Origin of the sequence: Mesorhizobium newzealandense (assembly GCF_042682145.1) — a bacterium.
In the GTDB taxonomy this organism is placed as follows: domain Bacteria; phylum Pseudomonadota; class Alphaproteobacteria; order Rhizobiales; family Rhizobiaceae; genus Mesorhizobium; species Mesorhizobium newzealandense.
The window spans coordinates 678,540-693,660 of the sequence record NZ_JBHUGZ010000007.1; the positions used below are offsets into that span (position 1 = coordinate 678,540).

The following is a 15,121-nucleotide window of genomic DNA, read 5'->3' on the forward strand; positions in this document are numbered from 1 at the left end:
ACGAAAACCATGCCAAAGCGCATTCTGCAGGGCACCGTCGTCAGCGACAAGAACGAGAAGACGGTAGTCGTCAAGGTCGAACGGCGCTTCACGCATCCCGTGATGAAGAAGACCGTGCGCATGACCAAGAAGTACAAGGCGCACGACGAGAACAACGCCCACAAGGTTGGCGATCAGGTGTTCATCCAGGAATCGAAGCCGATTTCCAAGGATAAGCGCTGGATCGTCGTGTCTTCGGACCAGGCGTAAACAAACGAATTTTGGACAGACCGGGGAGGGGCTTAGAGCCCGTCCCGTTAGAAAAGAAGAAGGCGGCCAGTCATGATTCAGATGCAAACAAACCTCGACGTCGCGGATAATTCCGGCGCCCGTCGTGTCATGTGCATCAAGGTGCTGGGCGGCTCGAAGCGGAAATACGCTTCCGTGGGCGACATCATCGTGGTGTCGATCAAGGAAGCCATCCCGCGCGGCCGCGTGAAGAAGGGCGATGTGATGAAGGCGGTCGTGGTTCGCACGGCCAAGGACATCCGCCGCCCGGACGGCAGCGTGATCCGTTTCGACAAGAACGCGGCCGTTCTCGTCGACAACAAGAAAGAGCCGATCGGCACGCGTATCTTCGGACCGGTTCCGCGCGAACTCCGCGCCAAGAACCACATGAAGATCATCTCGCTCGCGCCTGAAGTGCTGTAAGGAGCCGGACCAATGCAAAAGATTAGAAAAGGCGACAAGGTCGTCGTGCTGGCCGGCAAGGACAAGGGCCGTTCGGGCGAAGTCCTCTCGGTTCAGCCGAAGGAAGACACCGCGCTGGTGCGTGGCGTCAACATGATCCGTCGTCACCAGAAGCAGTCCCAGTCCCAAGAGGGCGGGATCATCACCAAGGAAGCGCCGATCCAGCTGTCGAACATCGCGCTGGCCGACCCCAAGGATGGCAAGCCGACCCGCGTCGGTTTCATCTTCCAGAAGGACGGCAAGAAGGTGCGCGTCGCCAAGCGCTCGGGAGAAGTCATCAATGGCTAAGGCTCAAACCACGAAGCCCAAGGCTGAAAGCAAGCAGTCCAAGGCCCAGAACACGCCGCGCCTCAAGCAGGTCTACAACGAGACCATCCGCAAGGCGCTGCAGGAGCAGTTCGGCTACGAGAACGAGATGCAGGTTCCGCGCATCGACAAGATCGTGCTGAACATGGGCGTTGGCGAAGCGACCGGCGATTCGAAGAAGCCTTCGATCGCGGCCGAAGATCTGGCGATGATCGCCGGCCAGAAGGCCGTCGTCACCCGCGCCCGCAACTCCATTGCCGGCTTCAAGGTCCGCGAGAAGATGCCGATCGGCGCCAAGGTCACGCTGCGCAAGGAACGCATGTACGAGTTCCTCGACCGCCTCGTGAACATTGCACTGCCACGCGTCCGCGACTTCCGCGGGCTCAATCCGAAGAGCTTCGATGGCCGTGGCAATTACGCCATGGGCATCAAGGAACACATCGTGTTCCCGGAGATCAACTACGACAAGGTTGATCAGATCTGGGGCATGGACGTCATCGTTTGTACGACTGCGAAGACGGACGACGAAGCCAGGGCATTGCTCAAGGCTTTCAACTTCCCCTTCCGCCAGTAACGGCAGCGAGAAAAGGAAAAATCTGAAATGGCAAAGACCAGCTCAGTCGAGAAGAACAACAGGCGCCGCAAGCTTGCCGACCAGTACGGTCCCAAGCGTGCTGCCCTGAAGGCGATCATCATGGATCAGTCCAAGCCGATGGAAGAGCGCTTCCGCGCTCAGCTCAAGCTTGCCGCCATGCCGCGCAACTCGGCCAAGATCCGCATCCGCAACCGCTGCGAAGTCACCGGCCGTCCGCGTGCCTACTATCGCAAGCTCAAAGTATCGCGCATCGCGCTCCGTGATCTCGGCAACAACGGCCAGATCCCGGGCCTGGTCAAGTCGAGCTGGTAAGGAGGATATAACATGTCATTGAGCGATCCTCTCGGCGATATGCTGACCCGCATCCGCAACGCCTACGGCCGCAAGAAGTCGAGCGTCTCGACGCCGGCTTCGCGCCTGCGTACCCGCGTCCTCGACGTGCTGAAGGCTGAAGGCTACATCCGCGATTACAGCCAGACCGACTTCGACAACGGCAAGTCCGAGATCGAAATCGAGCTGAAGTATTTCGACGGCGCGCCGGTCGTGCGCGAAATCGCCCGCGTCTCGAAGCCTGGCCGCCGCGTCTACGTTTCGGCCAAGTCGATCCCGCACGTCGCCAACGGCCTCGGCATCGCCATCCTTTCGACACCGAAGGGCGTGATGGCCGACCACGAAGCGCGCGAACAGAACGTCGGTGGTGAAATCCTCTGCCAGATCTTCTGATCTGGCGTGTGTCCGGCAAAATCGGAATCCGGTCTTCGGGATCATGCCCGAAGACAGAGACCTGAAACAAGAGAAGTGACGAGGACAACAAAATGTCTCGTATTGGAAAGAAACCCGTTTCGCTGCCGCAGGGCGTGACCGCGACCGTCAACGGCCAGACCGTGACGGCGAAGGGCCCCAAGGGCGAGCTCAGGTTCGTGGTGAACGAAGAAGTGCTGGTCAAGATGGAAGGCAGCGAGATCGCTGTCCAGCCGCGTGACCAGACCAAGACGGCGCGCTCCAAGTGGGGCATGTCGCGCACGCAGATCGTCAACATCCTGCAGGGTGTCAAGGACGGCTTCGAGAAGAAGCTCGAGATCACCGGCGTCGGCTATCGCGCCGCCATGCAGGGCAAGAACCTGCAACTGGCACTTGGCTTCAGCCATGACGTCGTCTACGAGACGCCGGCCGGTATCACGATCACTGTGCCGAAGCCGACCGAAATCACCGTGACCGGCATCGACAAGCAGCAGGTCGGCCAGGTTGCCGCCGAGATCCGCGAATATCGCGGCCCCGAGCCCTACAAGGGCAAGGGCGTCCGCTACGCTGGCGAGAAGATCGTCCGCAAGGAAGGCAAGAAGAAGTAATTGTAACGCCGCGGGGAGCGGTCGCGGGAGGCGCTTTCGCCTACCGCATATGGCGGCCCCCGTTTTTTGAAGGCAAGGAAGACTATCATGGGTACCAAGGAATCCACGCAGCGCCGTGCGCAGCGCGTCCGCCGTCAGATAAAGAAGGTCGCCGGCGAGCGCCCGCGTCTGTCGGTCCACCGCACGTCGAAGAACATCTATGTTCAGGTCATCGACGACGCCAAGGGCCACACCATCGTTGCTGCTTCGACGCTCGAGAAGGACCTCAAGGGTTCGCTCAAGACCGGCGCCGACACCGCCGCTGCCGCCGCGATCGGCAAGCTGATCGCCGAGCGCGCCACCAAGGCCGGCGTCAAGGAAGTCGTCTTCGACCGCGGCGCCTACATCTATCACGGCCGCGTCAAGGCGCTCGCCGAGGCTGCCCGTGAAGGTGGCTTGAGCTTCTAATGCTTGATCCCGAAAAGTTGCAGACTTTTCGGATAAGATCATGCAAAGGAAAAAATAAATTTCGCCCCCGGTGACCCACAGAGGCGCCGGATCTTATCAGCAACCGTGCTTCCGGAAAAAAACAAGGAACAGGATATGGCACAGGAACGTAGGGATGGCGGCCGCGGCCGCGATCGTGAAGAACGCGATGACGGCATGGTGGACAAGCTCGTCCACATCAACCGCGTCGCCAAGGTCGTCAAGGGCGGCCGTCGCTTCGGTTTTGCAGCACTCGTTGTCGTCGGCGATCAGAAGGGCCGTGTCGGCTTTGGTCACGGCAAGGCGCGCGAAGTGCCGGAAGCTATCCGGAAGGCAACTGAATCGGCCAAGCGCGACATGATTTTCGTGCCGCTGCGCTCGGGTCGTACCCTGCACCACGACGTCGAAGGACGCTGGGGCGCCGGACGCGTGCTGCTGCGCGCTGCCAAGCAAGGTACCGGCATCATCGCCGGTGGCCCGATGCGCGCTGTCTTCGAGACGCTCGGCATGCATGACGTTGTCGCCAAGTCGATGGGTTCGTCGAACCCCTACAACATGGTTCGCGCCACCTTCGACGCGCTGAAGAGCCAGATGCATCCCAAGGATGTGGCTGCTGCTCGTGGCATCAAGTACTCGACCCTTCAGGCCCGCCGCGGCACCGCCGTTGCGGCTGAAGAATAGTCGATCTGACCAGGGATTTTGACCATGGCCAAGAAAGCAACAAAGACCGTCACCGTTGAGCAGATCGGCTCGCCGATCCGCCGCCCGAAGGAACAGCGCGCGACGCTGGTCGGGCTCGGCCTCAACAAGATGCACAAGCAGCGCACGCTGGAAGACACACCCTCCGTGCGCGGCATGATCGCTGCCGTCCAGCATCTCGTCCGCGTCGTGGACGAGGGCTGAGCCAGAGCGCAGGAGAACCCAGATGAAACTCAACGATCTGCGTGACAAGGACGGCGCGACGCACTCCAAGAAGCGTCTCGGCCGTGGCATCGGTTCCGGCTCCGGCAAGACCGGCGGTCGCGGCGTCAAGGGCCAGAAGGCGCGCTCCGGCGTCGCCATCAACGGCTTCGAGGGTGGCCAGATGCCGCTCTACCGGCGCCTGCCGAAGCGTGGCTTCAACAACATCTTCGCCAAGAGCTTCACCGTCGTCTCGCTGGCCCGCATCCAGGTGGCCATCGACGCCAAGAAGCTCGATGCCAAGGCAACCGTGACGGCTGAATCGCTGGTCGCCGCCGGCGTCATCCGCCGCGTCAAGGACGGCGTGCGCATCCTCTCGGACGGCGAGATCAAGGCGAAGCTCGCCTTTGACGTTGCCGGCGCCTCCAAGGCCGCGATCGAGAAGATCGAGAAGGCCGGCGGTTCGGTCAAGCTGCCCGAAAAGGCAGCTGCCGAGTAACAGCAATTTGAAGCGCGAGCGGGATCCGTTTGGCTCACGATTGCGCTTTGATCTGTTCAATTGGGCGGCCGCGTCAACGCGGCCGCTTGCATGTTTAGAGCCCGGAGCTTATCTCGTGAGCTTCGGTGAAACGCGCCGCCTGACCTCAAGGGCCATCAAGCGTTACCAAGCGGAGAATCAGGCATGGCTTCGGCTGCTGAACAACTAGCCTCGAATCTGAATTTCTCGGCCTTCGCCAAAGCGGAGGACCTGAAGAAACGCATCTGGTTCACCATCGGCGCGTTGCTCGTCTATCGTCTCGGCACCTATATCCCGCTTCCCGGCATCAATCCCGACGCCTTCGCCCAGGCCTTCTCCTCGCAGAGCAAGGGCGTGCTCGGCATGTTCAACATGTTCGCCGGCGGTGCCGTGCAACGCATGGCGATCTTCGCGCTCGGCATCATGCCGTACATTTCCGCCTCCATCATCATGCAGCTGATGACCTCGGTCATCCCGTCGCTGGAAGCGCTGAAGAAGGAAGGCGAACAGGGCCGCAAGGTCATCAACCAGTACACGCGCTACGGCACCGTGCTGCTTGCGCTGGTTCAGGCCTACGGCATTTCGGTCGGCCTGGAGGGCGGCAACGGCATCGTCAGCGATCCCGGCATGTTCTTCCGCATCTCGACCGTCGTCACGCTGGTCGGCGGCACCATGTTCCTGATGTGGCTCGGCGAGCAGATCACCGCGCGCGGCATCGGCAACGGCATCTCGCTGATCATCTTCTCCGGCATCGTCGCCGGCCTGCCGCACGCCATCTCCGGCACGTTGGAGCTTGGCCGCACCGGCGCGCTGTCGACCGGCCTGATCCTGGCGATCATCGTTCTGGCTGTCGTCGTCATTGCGCTCATCGTGTTCTTCGAACGCGCCCAGCGCCGCTTGCTGATCCAGTATCCGAAGCGCCAGGTCGGCAACCGCATGTTCCAGGGCGATACCTCGCATTTGCCGCTGAAGCTCAACACGTCAGGCGTCATTCCGCCGATCTTCGCCTCGTCGCTACTGTTGCTGCCGGCCACCGTCGCCGGCTTCTCGCAGACGACCAACATGCCGGCCTGGGCGAGCACCGTCCTGGCGTCGCTCGGCCACGGCCAGCCGCTCTACATGGCATTCTACGCGGCAATGATCGTGTTCTTCGCCTTCTTCTACACTGCGATTGTCTTCAACCCGAAGGACACCGCCGACCAGCTCAAGAAGCATTCGGGCTTCATCCCGGGCTATCGTCCGGGCGAGCGCACCGCCGATTACATCGATTACGTTCTCACCCGCATCACCGTCGTCGGCGCCATCTATCTGGTGCTGGTGTGCCTGCTGCCGGAGTTCCTGATCTCGGCGACTGGCGTACCATTCTACCTTGGTGGCACATCGCTTCTGATCGTGGTCAGTGTCACGCTCGATACGGTTGCGCAGATTCAGGGCCACCTGATCGCGCATCAGTATGAAGGCCTGATCAAGAAGTCGAAGCTGCGCGGGGGGAAGAAAGCCAGATGAGGTTGATATTGCTTGGGCCGCCAGGGGCGGGCAAGGGGACACAAGCACAAAGACTGGTAGAAAAACACGGCATACCCCAGCTCTCGACGGGCGACATGCTGCGTGCTGCAGTCCAGGCTGGCACCGAAGTCGGCAAACGCGCCAAGGCGGTGATGGATGCCGGTGAGCTGGTTTCCGACGCCATCGTCAACGCCATCGTCGCCGAACGTATCGATCAGGCTGACTGCGCGAAGGGCTTCATCCTCGACGGATACCCGCGAACCCTGGTGCAGGCGGACGCGGTAGAGCAGATGCTTTCGGATCGCTCGCAAGGCCTCGATGCGGTCGTTGAACTTGTCGTCGACGACAAGGCGCTGGTCGGTCGTATCGTCAAGCGCGCCAACGAGGCACAGGCTGCCGGTCTGCCCGTCCGCAAGGACGACAATCCGGTCGTCTTCGAGGAGCGCCTGAGGGAGTACTACAAGAAGACGTCGCCGCTGATTGGCTACTACTACGCCAAGGGCAAGCTCCGGAGCGTCGACGGCATGGCCGATATCGATGCTGTGACCGGACAGATCGAAGCGGTGCTCAAGGACGCAACGCGGGGAACTTAACGATTGCACTTGACGGGAGCGGTTCGCTGCGGTATGGCGGCCCGTCTTCCTATCAGGCATCGGCTTTGCTTGTCCGCAAGGGCAAGGCAGCCGCTTTGAACTGGAAACTCCCGCATGGGCCGGCCTCCACCGGACGCGGGGCAACTTAAGATAGCGCCGGTTCGTCCGGCCCACATGGAGAAGAGAAGAACATGGCTCGTATAGCCGGCGTTAATATTCCGACCAACAAGCGCGTCGTCATCGCGCTTCAGTACATTCACGGCATCGGCAAGAAGTTCGCCCAGGAGATCGTCGACAAGGTCGGCATCCCGGCCGAGCGTCGCGTCAACCAGCTCACCGACGCGGAAGTGCTGCAGATCCGCGAAACCATCGACCGCGACTACCAGGTCGAGGGCGACCTCCGCCGCGAAGTCTCGATGAACATCAAGCGGCTCATGGACCTCGGCTGCTACCGCGGCCTGCGTCACCGCCGCTCGCTGCCGGTTCGCGGCCAGCGCACGCATACCAATGCGCGCACCCGCAAGGGCCCGGCCAAGTCGATCGCCGGCAAGAAGAAGTAAGTAAGCGAATAGCGGGTAGCTCGTAGCGAATAGGGGGTCGTCTCACTATTCGCTACTCACTACTCGCTTTTGCAAGGTGGAGCCGCTGGCATTACGGCGGTGTAGAGATCAACTGAAAGGACTATCATGGCCAAGGAAGCCGCTCGTGTTCGCCGTCGTGAACGCAAGAACATCTCGTCGGGCGTTGCCCACGTCAATTCGACCTTCAACAACACGATGATCACCATCACCGACGCGCAGGGCAATTCGATTGCTTGGTCGTCGGCCGGTGCCCAGGGCTTCAAGGGTTCGCGCAAGTCGACCCCGTTCGCAGCCCAGATGGCTGCCGAGGACGTTGCCAAGAAGGCCCAGGAACACGGCATGCGCATGCTCGAAGTCGAGGTCTGCGGACCCGGCTCCGGTCGTGAATCGGCACTGCGCGCCCTGCAGGCGGCCGGCTTCACCATCACCTCGATCCGTGATGTGACGCCGATCCCGCACAATGGCTGCCGCCCGCGCAAGAAGCGCCGCGTCTAAGAAAATTACCGAACGCCGCGCGAGCGCCCCTTGGGGCGCTCCTCCACGGCATTCCAGGTCGCCCGCCACGATTGGATGGTGGCGGGTCAACGGAAGGAAAGCATCATGATCCAGAAAAATTGGCAGGAACTGATCAAGCCGAACAAGATCGAGTTCTCGTCGAAGAAGAAGACGCTGACCACGCTGGTCGCCGAGCCGCTCGAGCGTGGCTTTGGCCTGACGCTCGGCAACGCGCTGCGCCGCGTTCTTCTGTCTTCGCTGCGCGGTGCGGCTGTTACCGCCGTGCAGATCGACGGCGTTCTGCATGAATTCTCGTCCATCGCCGGCGTGCGCGAGGACGTGACCGACATCGTCTTGAACATCAAGGAAATCGCCATCCGCATGGAAGGCGATGGCCCCAAGCGCATGGTCGTGCGCAAGCAGGGACCGGGTGCGGTTCTCGCCGGCGACATCCAGACGGTTGGCGACGTCGAGATCCTCAACCCCGACCACGTCATCTGCACGCTGGACGAAGGCGCTGAAATCCGCATGGAATTCACCGTCGATACCGGCAAGGGTTATGTGCCGGCCGACCGCAACCGCGCCGAAGACGCGCCGATCGGCCTTATCCCGGTCGACAGCCTCTATTCGCCGGTCAAGAAGGTCTCCTACAAGGTCGAGAACACCCGCGAGGGCCAGGTTCTCGACTATGACAAGCTGACCATGACGATCGATACCGACGGTTCGATCACCGGCGAGGACGCAGTGGCTTTCGCCGCCCGCATCCTGCAGGACCAGCTCGGCCTGTTCGTCAATTTCGACGAGCCGCAGAAGGAAGTCGCCGCCGAAGCCGTCACCGAGCTCGCCTTCAACCCGGCGCTGCTCAAGAAGGTCGACGAGCTCGAGCTTTCGGTGCGTTCGGCCAACTGCCTGAAGAACGACAACATCGTCTATATCGGCGACCTGATCCAGAAGACCGAAGCCGAGATGCTGCGCACCCCGAACTTCGGCCGCAAGTCACTGAACGAGATCAAGGAAGTCCTGGCGGCGATGGGCCTGCACCTCGGCATGGAAGTGCCGGATTGGCCGCCGGAAAACATCGAAGACCTCGCCAAGCGTTACGAAGATCAGTATTGAGGCTGAGGCCTCTTGAACCCGCAATGAAGGAGAAGAGCCATGCGCCACGGATTTAAGGGCCGCCGGTTCGCCCGCAGCATAAGCCACCGCAAGTCGATGTTCGCCAACCTGGCCGTGTCGCTGCTCGAGCACGAGCAGATCGTCACCACCCTGCCGAAGGCGAAGGACCTGCGTCCGATCGTCGAGAAGCTGGTGACGCTGGGCAAGCGCGGCGACCTGCACGCCCGCCGCCAGGTGATCGCGCAAATCGGCAATGAAGGCGTCGTCAAGCGCCTGTTCGACACCATCGCCCCGCGCTACGCCACCCGCAACGGCGGCTATCTGCGCATCATGAAGGCGGGCTTCCGCCACGGCGACAACGCCGCCATGGCGGTCATCGAGTTCGTCGATCGCGACACCTCGGCCAAGGGCGCCGGCGACCGCGCCCGCATCGAAGCCGAAGGCACTGACGCGGACGCTGCTGCCGCATAAGGCTTGGCTTTCCGGAATGAATTTAAAGGGGCCTGCTGGCCCCTTTTTGTTGTTGAAGGGGCTTTGTCCCTTACCGGGCAAGGTCGAGATAGTCTCGACCGCCAATCGGCTTCCAATCGATCGCCTGTGTAATCTGTTCCACCGCCGGATGCGGGTAGGAGTAGATGCTGTTCATCGCCGTTCGACGGTCGATATCGCTGATCAATTGGGAAGCCGTCACGCTGTTTAGATATTTTCCGATGTCCCGATCTTCGATGAAATCCGCATCAACCCGGAAATGAATCTGGATGGGACCGCCACATATGTTCAGCTCGATATCGCCGCCCGCCGCGGTATAGAAGAGCATGACCTCTTCTGGCGGCCACAAGGCTGCAGCCAGGAATTCCGATGGCTTCGTGTTTCCATTGAAGCCATCTAGCGAAAGCGCAAGGGTCTCGGTAAGAACCTCGAAATCGCCTTCGAGGTAAGCGGCTTCTTCGATTTGAAACCAGTTCATCCGGCACGGCGCCTCGTCATCAAAGGAAATCTCGAGCTTTCCGAAAGTCCAATAATCTGGATCGGCGTGATCAGGTGTGCCGAGCACTTCGGCGATCTCGATCATTTTCATACCATGGAACATCGGGCCCAGTTTGCCGGTCCTCAAAAAGTCACGGAATGAAACGAACTGTCTTTTCATGAGGGCTGACGAGGGTTTTCAGGTTCAGGTCGACCTATAGCTGCTTTGCTGCACAAAATAATCGGATTTCAGCGGCTTAGCCTTTCATTTTGCACAATCGTCGGGACAATGCCCCCGAACTTGCTTTGGAGGATTCGTGAATGCGCGCCAACCGACTGTCCCTTGTTCTGCTCTGCGCCATGATGGCGTTCGCAGCCGCACCGGTGGTCAGGCAGGCATTGGCCGAAGAAACCAAGACCGATCCCGGCCTGTCCGACGTGCTGACCGACCTGCTGCATGGCGTCGAAGGCGAGAACTCCACGTCCGGTCCCGACAAGCGCGTGCCGTTCGGCCGCGAGGAAGTGCAATTGTCGTTCGCACCGCTGGTCAAGCAGACGGCGCCGGCCGTGGTCAATGTCTATGCCTCGCAGACCGCCAAGGTGACATCGCCTTTCGACGGCGATCCGTTCTTCGAGGAATTCTTCGGCCGCTCGCAGCCGCGCGCCCAGTCCTCGCTCGGCTCCGGCGTGCTGGTCGATCCGACCGGCATCGTGGTCACCAATTACCACGTCATCAAGGATGCCGATCAGGTCAAGGTGGCGACCGCTGACGGTCGTGAATTCGACAGCAAGGTGATGCTCAAGGACGAGACGCTCGACCTCGCGGTGCTCAAGATCTCCGCCGACAAGCCGTTTCCGGTCATCGCCATCGGCGATTCCGACGCGCTTGAGGTCGGCGATCTGGTGCTGGCCATCGGCAATCCCTTCGGTGTCGGCCAGACCACCACCAGCGGCATCGTTTCAGCCCTTGCCCGAAGCCATATCGGCGTGTCCGATTCGAGCTTCTTCATCCAGACCGACGCTGCCATCAACCCCGGCAACTCCGGCGGCGCGCTGATCAACATGGGCGGCCAACTGGTCGGCATCAACACGGCCATCTACAGCCGCAGTGGCGGCTCGATCGGCATCGGCTTTGCCATTCCAGCGAACATGGTGCGCGCCTTCGCCGACGCGGCCAAGGCCGGACTGGATTTCTTCGAACGGCCCTATATCGGCGCCGAGTTCGAAGCGGTGACGCCGCAGATCGCCGAATCGCTCGGCATGGAGAAGCCGACCGGCGCGCTGGTCTCGTCGGTCGAGGCGACCGGACCGGCCGCCAAGGCGGGGCTCAAGCCCGGCGATGTCGTGCTGCAGCTCAACGGCAAGCCGGTCGAGAGCATCGAAGCGCTGGATTACCGGATGGCGACGCTGTCGATCGGCACCAATGCCAACTTCGCGGTTCTGACCAAGGGCCAGCAGGCGGCCATGGACATCGCGCTGGAACGCGCTCCGGAAGGCATGAAGGCTGCTGAAGTCACGCTGCACGGCCGCAGCCCGTTCTCCGGCGCCAAGGTCGCCGAACTGTCGCCCCGGCTCGCCCAGAAGCTTGGCCTGCGCACCGACATCAAGGGCGTCACCGTGGTCGACATCAACCGCGATTCGCCGGCCGCCGATTTCGGCTTCCAGCCGGGCGACATCGTGCGCGAGGTGAACGGCACCACCATCGATACCGCGGCGACCCTGGAGCAAGCCGCCAAGGCGGATACTCGCTGGTGGCGCTTTACCGTCGAGCGCGGCGGGCAGATACTGCGTCAGGTGTTGCGTTATTAGGGCAGGTCCCTTCGGGCTCATGCTCCAACCAAAAAGAAGTGCATGGCCGATCTGTTCAGCGTCGATGAACCTGAAAGGGCGCCGCCCGGGCGGCCGCTGGCCGACAGGCTGCGGCCGAAGAATCTTGGCGAGGTCGTCGGCCAGGAGCATCTGACCGGCCCTGACGGCGCGCTGACCCGGCTGATTGGTTCGGGTTCGCTCGGCTCGATGATCTTCTGGGGGCCGCCGGGCACAGGCAAGACGACTGTGGCGCGGTTGCTGGCCGGTGAAACCAGCCTCGCCTTCGAGCAGATATCGGCGGTGTTTTCAGGCGTCGCCGACCTGAAAAAGGTGTTCGAAACTGCCAAGCTGCGCCGCACCAATGGACGCCAGACCTTGCTGTTCGTCGACGAGATCCATCGCTTCAACCGCGCCCAGCAGGATTCCTTTCTCCCGGTCATGGAGGATGGGACCGTCGTGCTCGTCGGTGCCACCACCGAAAACCCGTCCTTCGAACTGAATGCCGCGTTGCTGTCGCGCGCCCGCGTGCTGGTCTTCCACTCATTGGGCGAGGAAAGCATCGCCAAGCTGATGGCGCGGGCCGAGGAGACCGAGGGCAGGGCGCTGCCGCTTGATGACGAGGCTAGGGCGATGCTCATCCGCATGAGCGACGGCGATGGCCGCGCCTCGCTGACGCTTGCCGAAGAGGTGTGGCGGGCTGCAAAGCTAGGCGAGATTTTCAATCCCGAGGGTCTGCAGCGTATCGTCCAACGCCGGGCGCCGATCTACGACAAGGGCCAGGACGGCCATTACAATCTGATCTCGGCGCTGCACAAATCGGTGCGTGGCTCCGATCCCGACGCCGCGCTCTATTATCTCGCGCGCATGTTCGATGCCGGCGAGGATCCGCTCTATCTCGGCCGCCGGCTGGTGCGCATGGCCATGGAAGACATCGGCCTCGCCGATCCGCAGGCGCTGGTCATCGCCAACGCCGCCAAGGACGCCTACGATTATCTCGGCTCGCCCGAGGGCGAACTCGCCTTTGCCGAGGCCACCGTCTATCTCGCCACCGCGCCCAAATCCAATGCCGTCTACACCGCCTTCAAGGCAGCCACGCGTGCGGCGAAGGAACATGGCTCGCTGCTGCCGCCGAAGCACATCCTCAACGCGCCGACCAAGCTGATGAAGGAGGAGGATTACGGCGCCGGCTACCGCTACGACCATGACGAGCCGGATGCCTTTTCGGGCCAGGACTATTTTCCCGAGAAGATGGGCCGACAGACCTTTTATGATCCGCCTGAACGCGGCTTCGAGCGCGACATCAGAAAGCGGCTCGATTATTGGGCGAAGCTGCGCAAAGAGCGGGAATAGCTGGCTTGCGTGGCCCGGTCGTCGTCACGCTTCGAAACGAGGTTTCGCCCTGGGGCATTTCCGCTTCGGTCGTACTCCACACGCTGCTGGCTGCGATGCTGGCCTTGATGCCGTTGCCAAAGCGGCCAAAGCGGCTGGAGGAGGAGCGGGTGTCGGTCGACATCTTGACGCCTCGGCAGTTCGAGGCGGCGACCAGGCCGCCACCTGCTCCAGCGGCACCGGCACAGCCCGAGGCGCCTGCAGCGGTGCCTCCGCCTGCTCTAGGCACGCTCAGGGCGCAACCGCCCACAGCTCCGGCGATGATCCGCCCGACCGAAATGCTGTCGGCCAAGACGCTGGCCGATCCGCGCAGCCGGCAGGCGCGCGCCGACCTCGCTACCTTTGCTTCCGACGAGCGCATGGTTCAGCTGTGCAATCTCGAAGCCATGGATCAGATCCGCAAATGGCGTACGGATTTCCAGCCCGAGCGGGTGGTGCCTTACGCCACAGTCGAAGAAAAGATTGCCGGCACGACGATCGCCGCCAATGGTGCTGCCTTCCGCAGCCGGAGAAACTGGTACGGCCTGAAGTTCAAATGCCAGCTCGCGAAAGACGGCGAAAGCGTCATCGGCTTCGAGTTTCTGGTCGGTGATCCCGTGGCCAAGGAGAAATGGGACGAACTTGGTTTGCCGGCGGTGCATTGACCGACGTTAGCCCCGGATCGCGTTCGCACTGCCAAAACGCTCAAGGCGCTGGAGCGTCGGCCGCGATGGGGGCGTTGTGCGGGGACCCAAAAAACCTTATCAAGGCGCACGGCCGGGCGGTGGTCGATGCCATGATTTTGGCGCTACTCTTTCGCAACAGGATCGCGCTTCGCGCGTGGAAAAATGACAAAAACCCTTCGCAAAACCCTTCGCAAATTCGCCATTGCCATCCCGCTTCTCGCCCTTGGCTTCTATTTCATCCCGATCCTGACTTCGGTCTTTATCGTCCTCGGCCTCATCGATGTCCTGCGCAACGACCGCAAGGATCTGTCGCTGTTCAGCGGCTATTTCCTCGGCAACGGCCTGTTCACCTGGCTGCTTTCGCCCTTCAACCTGCTGGTCGATCTCTTGTGCTACAGGAATCCCGGCGTCTGGAAGCTGGAGCAATTTCCCGCCGACTATCAGCGTGAGGTCAATGAGGTCCTGGACATCTTCAAGGCGCGCAAGGACGAGATCATCGCCGATATCGACGCCAATTTCGGCGCCGGCCGACGCGGCATGTATGTCTATCAGTGGTACGGCAAGCACAAGATCGACAACGTCGCCGAGTTCAACAAGGATTTCAAATACATCAAGACGATCGCTGTTTCCGTCTTCAGCAAGCGCGAATCGACGTCATGGCACTTCGGGCCGCTGCGGCTCAGCCTGCGCATTCTCTACAATCTCATCCCGGTGAAGTCGGAGATTTTCGTCGAATGCGGCAACGTCAAGAACTACTGGTATGACAATCCGCTGTTCATCTTCGACGACACGCTGCTGCATCGCTCGGTCAACGAGTATGACGGCCGCCGCTACTGCGTGTTCATGGACATCATTCGCCCATCCCCGGTTCCCGGGTTGATCGCGGGCATGCTGGCTGTCGTCTCGGTGAGCGTCGAGCGCATCAACTCGATGTTCTACAAGAACTGGAAGATGATCGGTTCGAGCAAGCCGAAGAAAGTCGGGACGACCTGAGGTTGAAATCATCAATGCTGCCGGCGCTGCCGGCCGCATTTGGGGGGCTTATAGGTCCAAGAATTAGCCATGTTTGCGCGCTACTCATGCCACCGCCCCGTGCATCGCCAAGCCTTGATATACTGAAAGCCGGTTTGGAAAACGCTA

Annotated in this window: 22 protein-coding genes; 21 read left to right on the top strand and 1 reads right to left on the bottom strand. The window is 61.4% G+C overall.

Annotated features, from left to right (window positions below; translation table 11 throughout):
- Window positions 1-9 precede the first annotated feature (9 nt).
- The 17 genes from rpsQ (at window position 10) to rplQ (ending at window position 9,623) form a co-directional block, all read left to right on the top strand.
- A complete protein-coding gene (gene rpsQ / locus ACFSOZ_RS12160; protein WP_010909280.1) occupies window positions 10-249 on the top strand; it encodes a 30S ribosomal protein S17 in 240 nt (79 codons plus the stop codon).
- A gap of 72 nt (window positions 250-321) precedes the next feature.
- Window positions 322-690, top strand: a complete 369-nt coding sequence (gene rplN, locus ACFSOZ_RS12165; RefSeq protein ID WP_006205457.1) for a 50S ribosomal protein L14 — start codon at window positions 322-324, stop codon at window positions 688-690.
- 12 nt (window positions 691-702) lie between these two features.
- Window positions 703-1,017 carry a 50S ribosomal protein L24 gene (gene rplX / locus ACFSOZ_RS12170; RefSeq protein ID WP_013531428.1) on the top strand — a complete coding sequence of 105 codons (315 nt, stop codon included), beginning with the start codon at window positions 703-705 and terminating at the stop codon, window positions 1,015-1,017.
- The gene (gene rplE, locus ACFSOZ_RS12175; protein ID WP_111548980.1) at window positions 1,010-1,609 is read left to right on the top strand and encodes a 50S ribosomal protein L5; all 600 of its coding nucleotides are present in this window, start codon (window positions 1,010-1,012) and stop codon (window positions 1,607-1,609) included. Before rplX ends, rplE begins: the two co-directional genes overlap by 8 nt.
- 27 nt (window positions 1,610-1,636) lie before the next feature.
- Complete coding sequence (gene rpsN / locus ACFSOZ_RS12180) at window positions 1,637-1,942, top strand: 30S ribosomal protein S14 (RefSeq protein WP_013895695.1); 306 nt, start codon at window positions 1,637-1,639, stop codon at window positions 1,940-1,942.
- Window positions 1,943-1,954: 12 nt separating this feature from the next.
- Entirely contained in the window at window positions 1,955-2,353 is a 399-nt protein-coding gene (rpsH, locus tag ACFSOZ_RS12185; RefSeq protein WP_006205453.1) for a 30S ribosomal protein S8, read from the top strand.
- Window positions 2,354-2,445: 92 nt separating this feature from the next.
- On the top strand, window positions 2,446-2,979 hold the full coding sequence (gene rplF, locus ACFSOZ_RS12190) for a 50S ribosomal protein L6 (RefSeq protein WP_379097710.1): 534 nt from the start codon (window positions 2,446-2,448) through the stop codon (window positions 2,977-2,979).
- Between the two features lie 87 nt (window positions 2,980-3,066).
- Window positions 3,067-3,426 carry a 50S ribosomal protein L18 gene (rplR, locus tag ACFSOZ_RS12195; RefSeq protein WP_023757972.1) on the top strand — a complete coding sequence of 120 codons (360 nt, stop codon included), beginning with the start codon at window positions 3,067-3,069 and terminating at the stop codon, window positions 3,424-3,426.
- 135 nt (window positions 3,427-3,561) lie between these two features.
- Complete coding sequence (rpsE, locus tag ACFSOZ_RS12200; protein WP_006333394.1) at window positions 3,562-4,125, top strand: 30S ribosomal protein S5; 564 nt, start codon at window positions 3,562-3,564, stop codon at window positions 4,123-4,125.
- Between the two features lie 24 nt (window positions 4,126-4,149).
- Window positions 4,150-4,347 (top strand): 50S ribosomal protein L30, encoded by a 198-nt coding sequence (rpmD, locus tag ACFSOZ_RS12205; protein WP_023736690.1) that lies wholly within the window; start codon window positions 4,150-4,152, stop codon window positions 4,345-4,347.
- A gap of 22 nt (window positions 4,348-4,369) precedes the next feature.
- Complete coding sequence (gene rplO, locus ACFSOZ_RS12210) at window positions 4,370-4,843, top strand: 50S ribosomal protein L15 (protein WP_027028844.1); 474 nt, start codon at window positions 4,370-4,372, stop codon at window positions 4,841-4,843.
- Between the two features lie 183 nt (window positions 4,844-5,026).
- The gene (secY, locus tag ACFSOZ_RS12215; RefSeq protein ID WP_379097713.1) at window positions 5,027-6,367 is read left to right on the top strand and encodes a preprotein translocase subunit SecY; all 1,341 of its coding nucleotides are present in this window, start codon (window positions 5,027-5,029) and stop codon (window positions 6,365-6,367) included.
- Window positions 6,364-6,960 carry an adenylate kinase gene (locus tag ACFSOZ_RS12220; RefSeq protein ID WP_379097715.1) on the top strand — a complete coding sequence of 199 codons (597 nt, stop codon included), beginning with the start codon at window positions 6,364-6,366 and terminating at the stop codon, window positions 6,958-6,960. Before secY ends, ACFSOZ_RS12220 begins: the two co-directional genes overlap by 4 nt.
- A 191-nt stretch (window positions 6,961-7,151) precedes the next feature.
- Window positions 7,152-7,520: a 30S ribosomal protein S13 gene (gene rpsM, locus ACFSOZ_RS12225; protein WP_006205445.1), complete on the top strand. Its 369-nt coding sequence runs from the start codon at window positions 7,152-7,154 to the stop codon at window positions 7,518-7,520.
- A 126-nt stretch (window positions 7,521-7,646) separates the two neighbouring features.
- Entirely contained in the window at window positions 7,647-8,036 is a 390-nt protein-coding gene (gene rpsK / locus ACFSOZ_RS12230) for a 30S ribosomal protein S11 (RefSeq protein WP_006205444.1), read from the top strand.
- A gap of 105 nt (window positions 8,037-8,141) precedes the next feature.
- Complete coding sequence (locus ACFSOZ_RS12235; protein WP_023812081.1) at window positions 8,142-9,152, top strand: DNA-directed RNA polymerase subunit alpha; 1,011 nt, start codon at window positions 8,142-8,144, stop codon at window positions 9,150-9,152.
- Window positions 9,153-9,191: 39 nt separating this feature from the next.
- Window positions 9,192-9,623, top strand: a complete 432-nt coding sequence (rplQ, locus tag ACFSOZ_RS12240) for a 50S ribosomal protein L17 (RefSeq protein WP_056588614.1) — start codon at window positions 9,192-9,194, stop codon at window positions 9,621-9,623.
- A gap of 70 nt (window positions 9,624-9,693) precedes the next feature.
- Here the strand turns inward: rplQ and ACFSOZ_RS12245 are convergent, their stop codons facing one another.
- Entirely contained in the window at window positions 9,694-10,224 is a 531-nt protein-coding gene (locus tag ACFSOZ_RS12245; protein WP_379097718.1) for a hypothetical protein, read from the bottom strand.
- 215 nt (window positions 10,225-10,439) lie between these two features.
- Between ACFSOZ_RS12245 and ACFSOZ_RS12250 the strand changes: the two genes are divergently transcribed.
- The 4 genes from ACFSOZ_RS12250 to ACFSOZ_RS12265 all read left to right on the top strand — a co-directional run bounded on the left by ACFSOZ_RS12250 (window position 10,440) and on the right by ACFSOZ_RS12265 (window position 14,974).
- Complete coding sequence (locus tag ACFSOZ_RS12250; protein WP_379097721.1) at window positions 10,440-11,927, top strand: DegQ family serine endoprotease; 1,488 nt, start codon at window positions 10,440-10,442, stop codon at window positions 11,925-11,927.
- A gap of 42 nt (window positions 11,928-11,969) precedes the next feature.
- A complete protein-coding gene (locus ACFSOZ_RS12255; RefSeq protein WP_379097723.1) occupies window positions 11,970-13,277 on the top strand; it encodes a replication-associated recombination protein A in 1,308 nt (435 codons plus the stop codon).
- 5 nt (window positions 13,278-13,282) lie between these two features.
- Window positions 13,283-13,960: a DUF930 domain-containing protein gene (locus ACFSOZ_RS12260; protein WP_379097726.1), complete on the top strand. Its 678-nt coding sequence runs from the start codon at window positions 13,283-13,285 to the stop codon at window positions 13,958-13,960.
- A 183-nt stretch (window positions 13,961-14,143) separates the two neighbouring features.
- Window positions 14,144-14,974 (top strand): aspartyl/asparaginyl beta-hydroxylase domain-containing protein, encoded by an 831-nt coding sequence (locus ACFSOZ_RS12265; protein WP_379097728.1) that lies wholly within the window; start codon window positions 14,144-14,146, stop codon window positions 14,972-14,974.
- The last annotated feature ends 147 nt before the right edge of the window (window positions 14,975-15,121 follow it).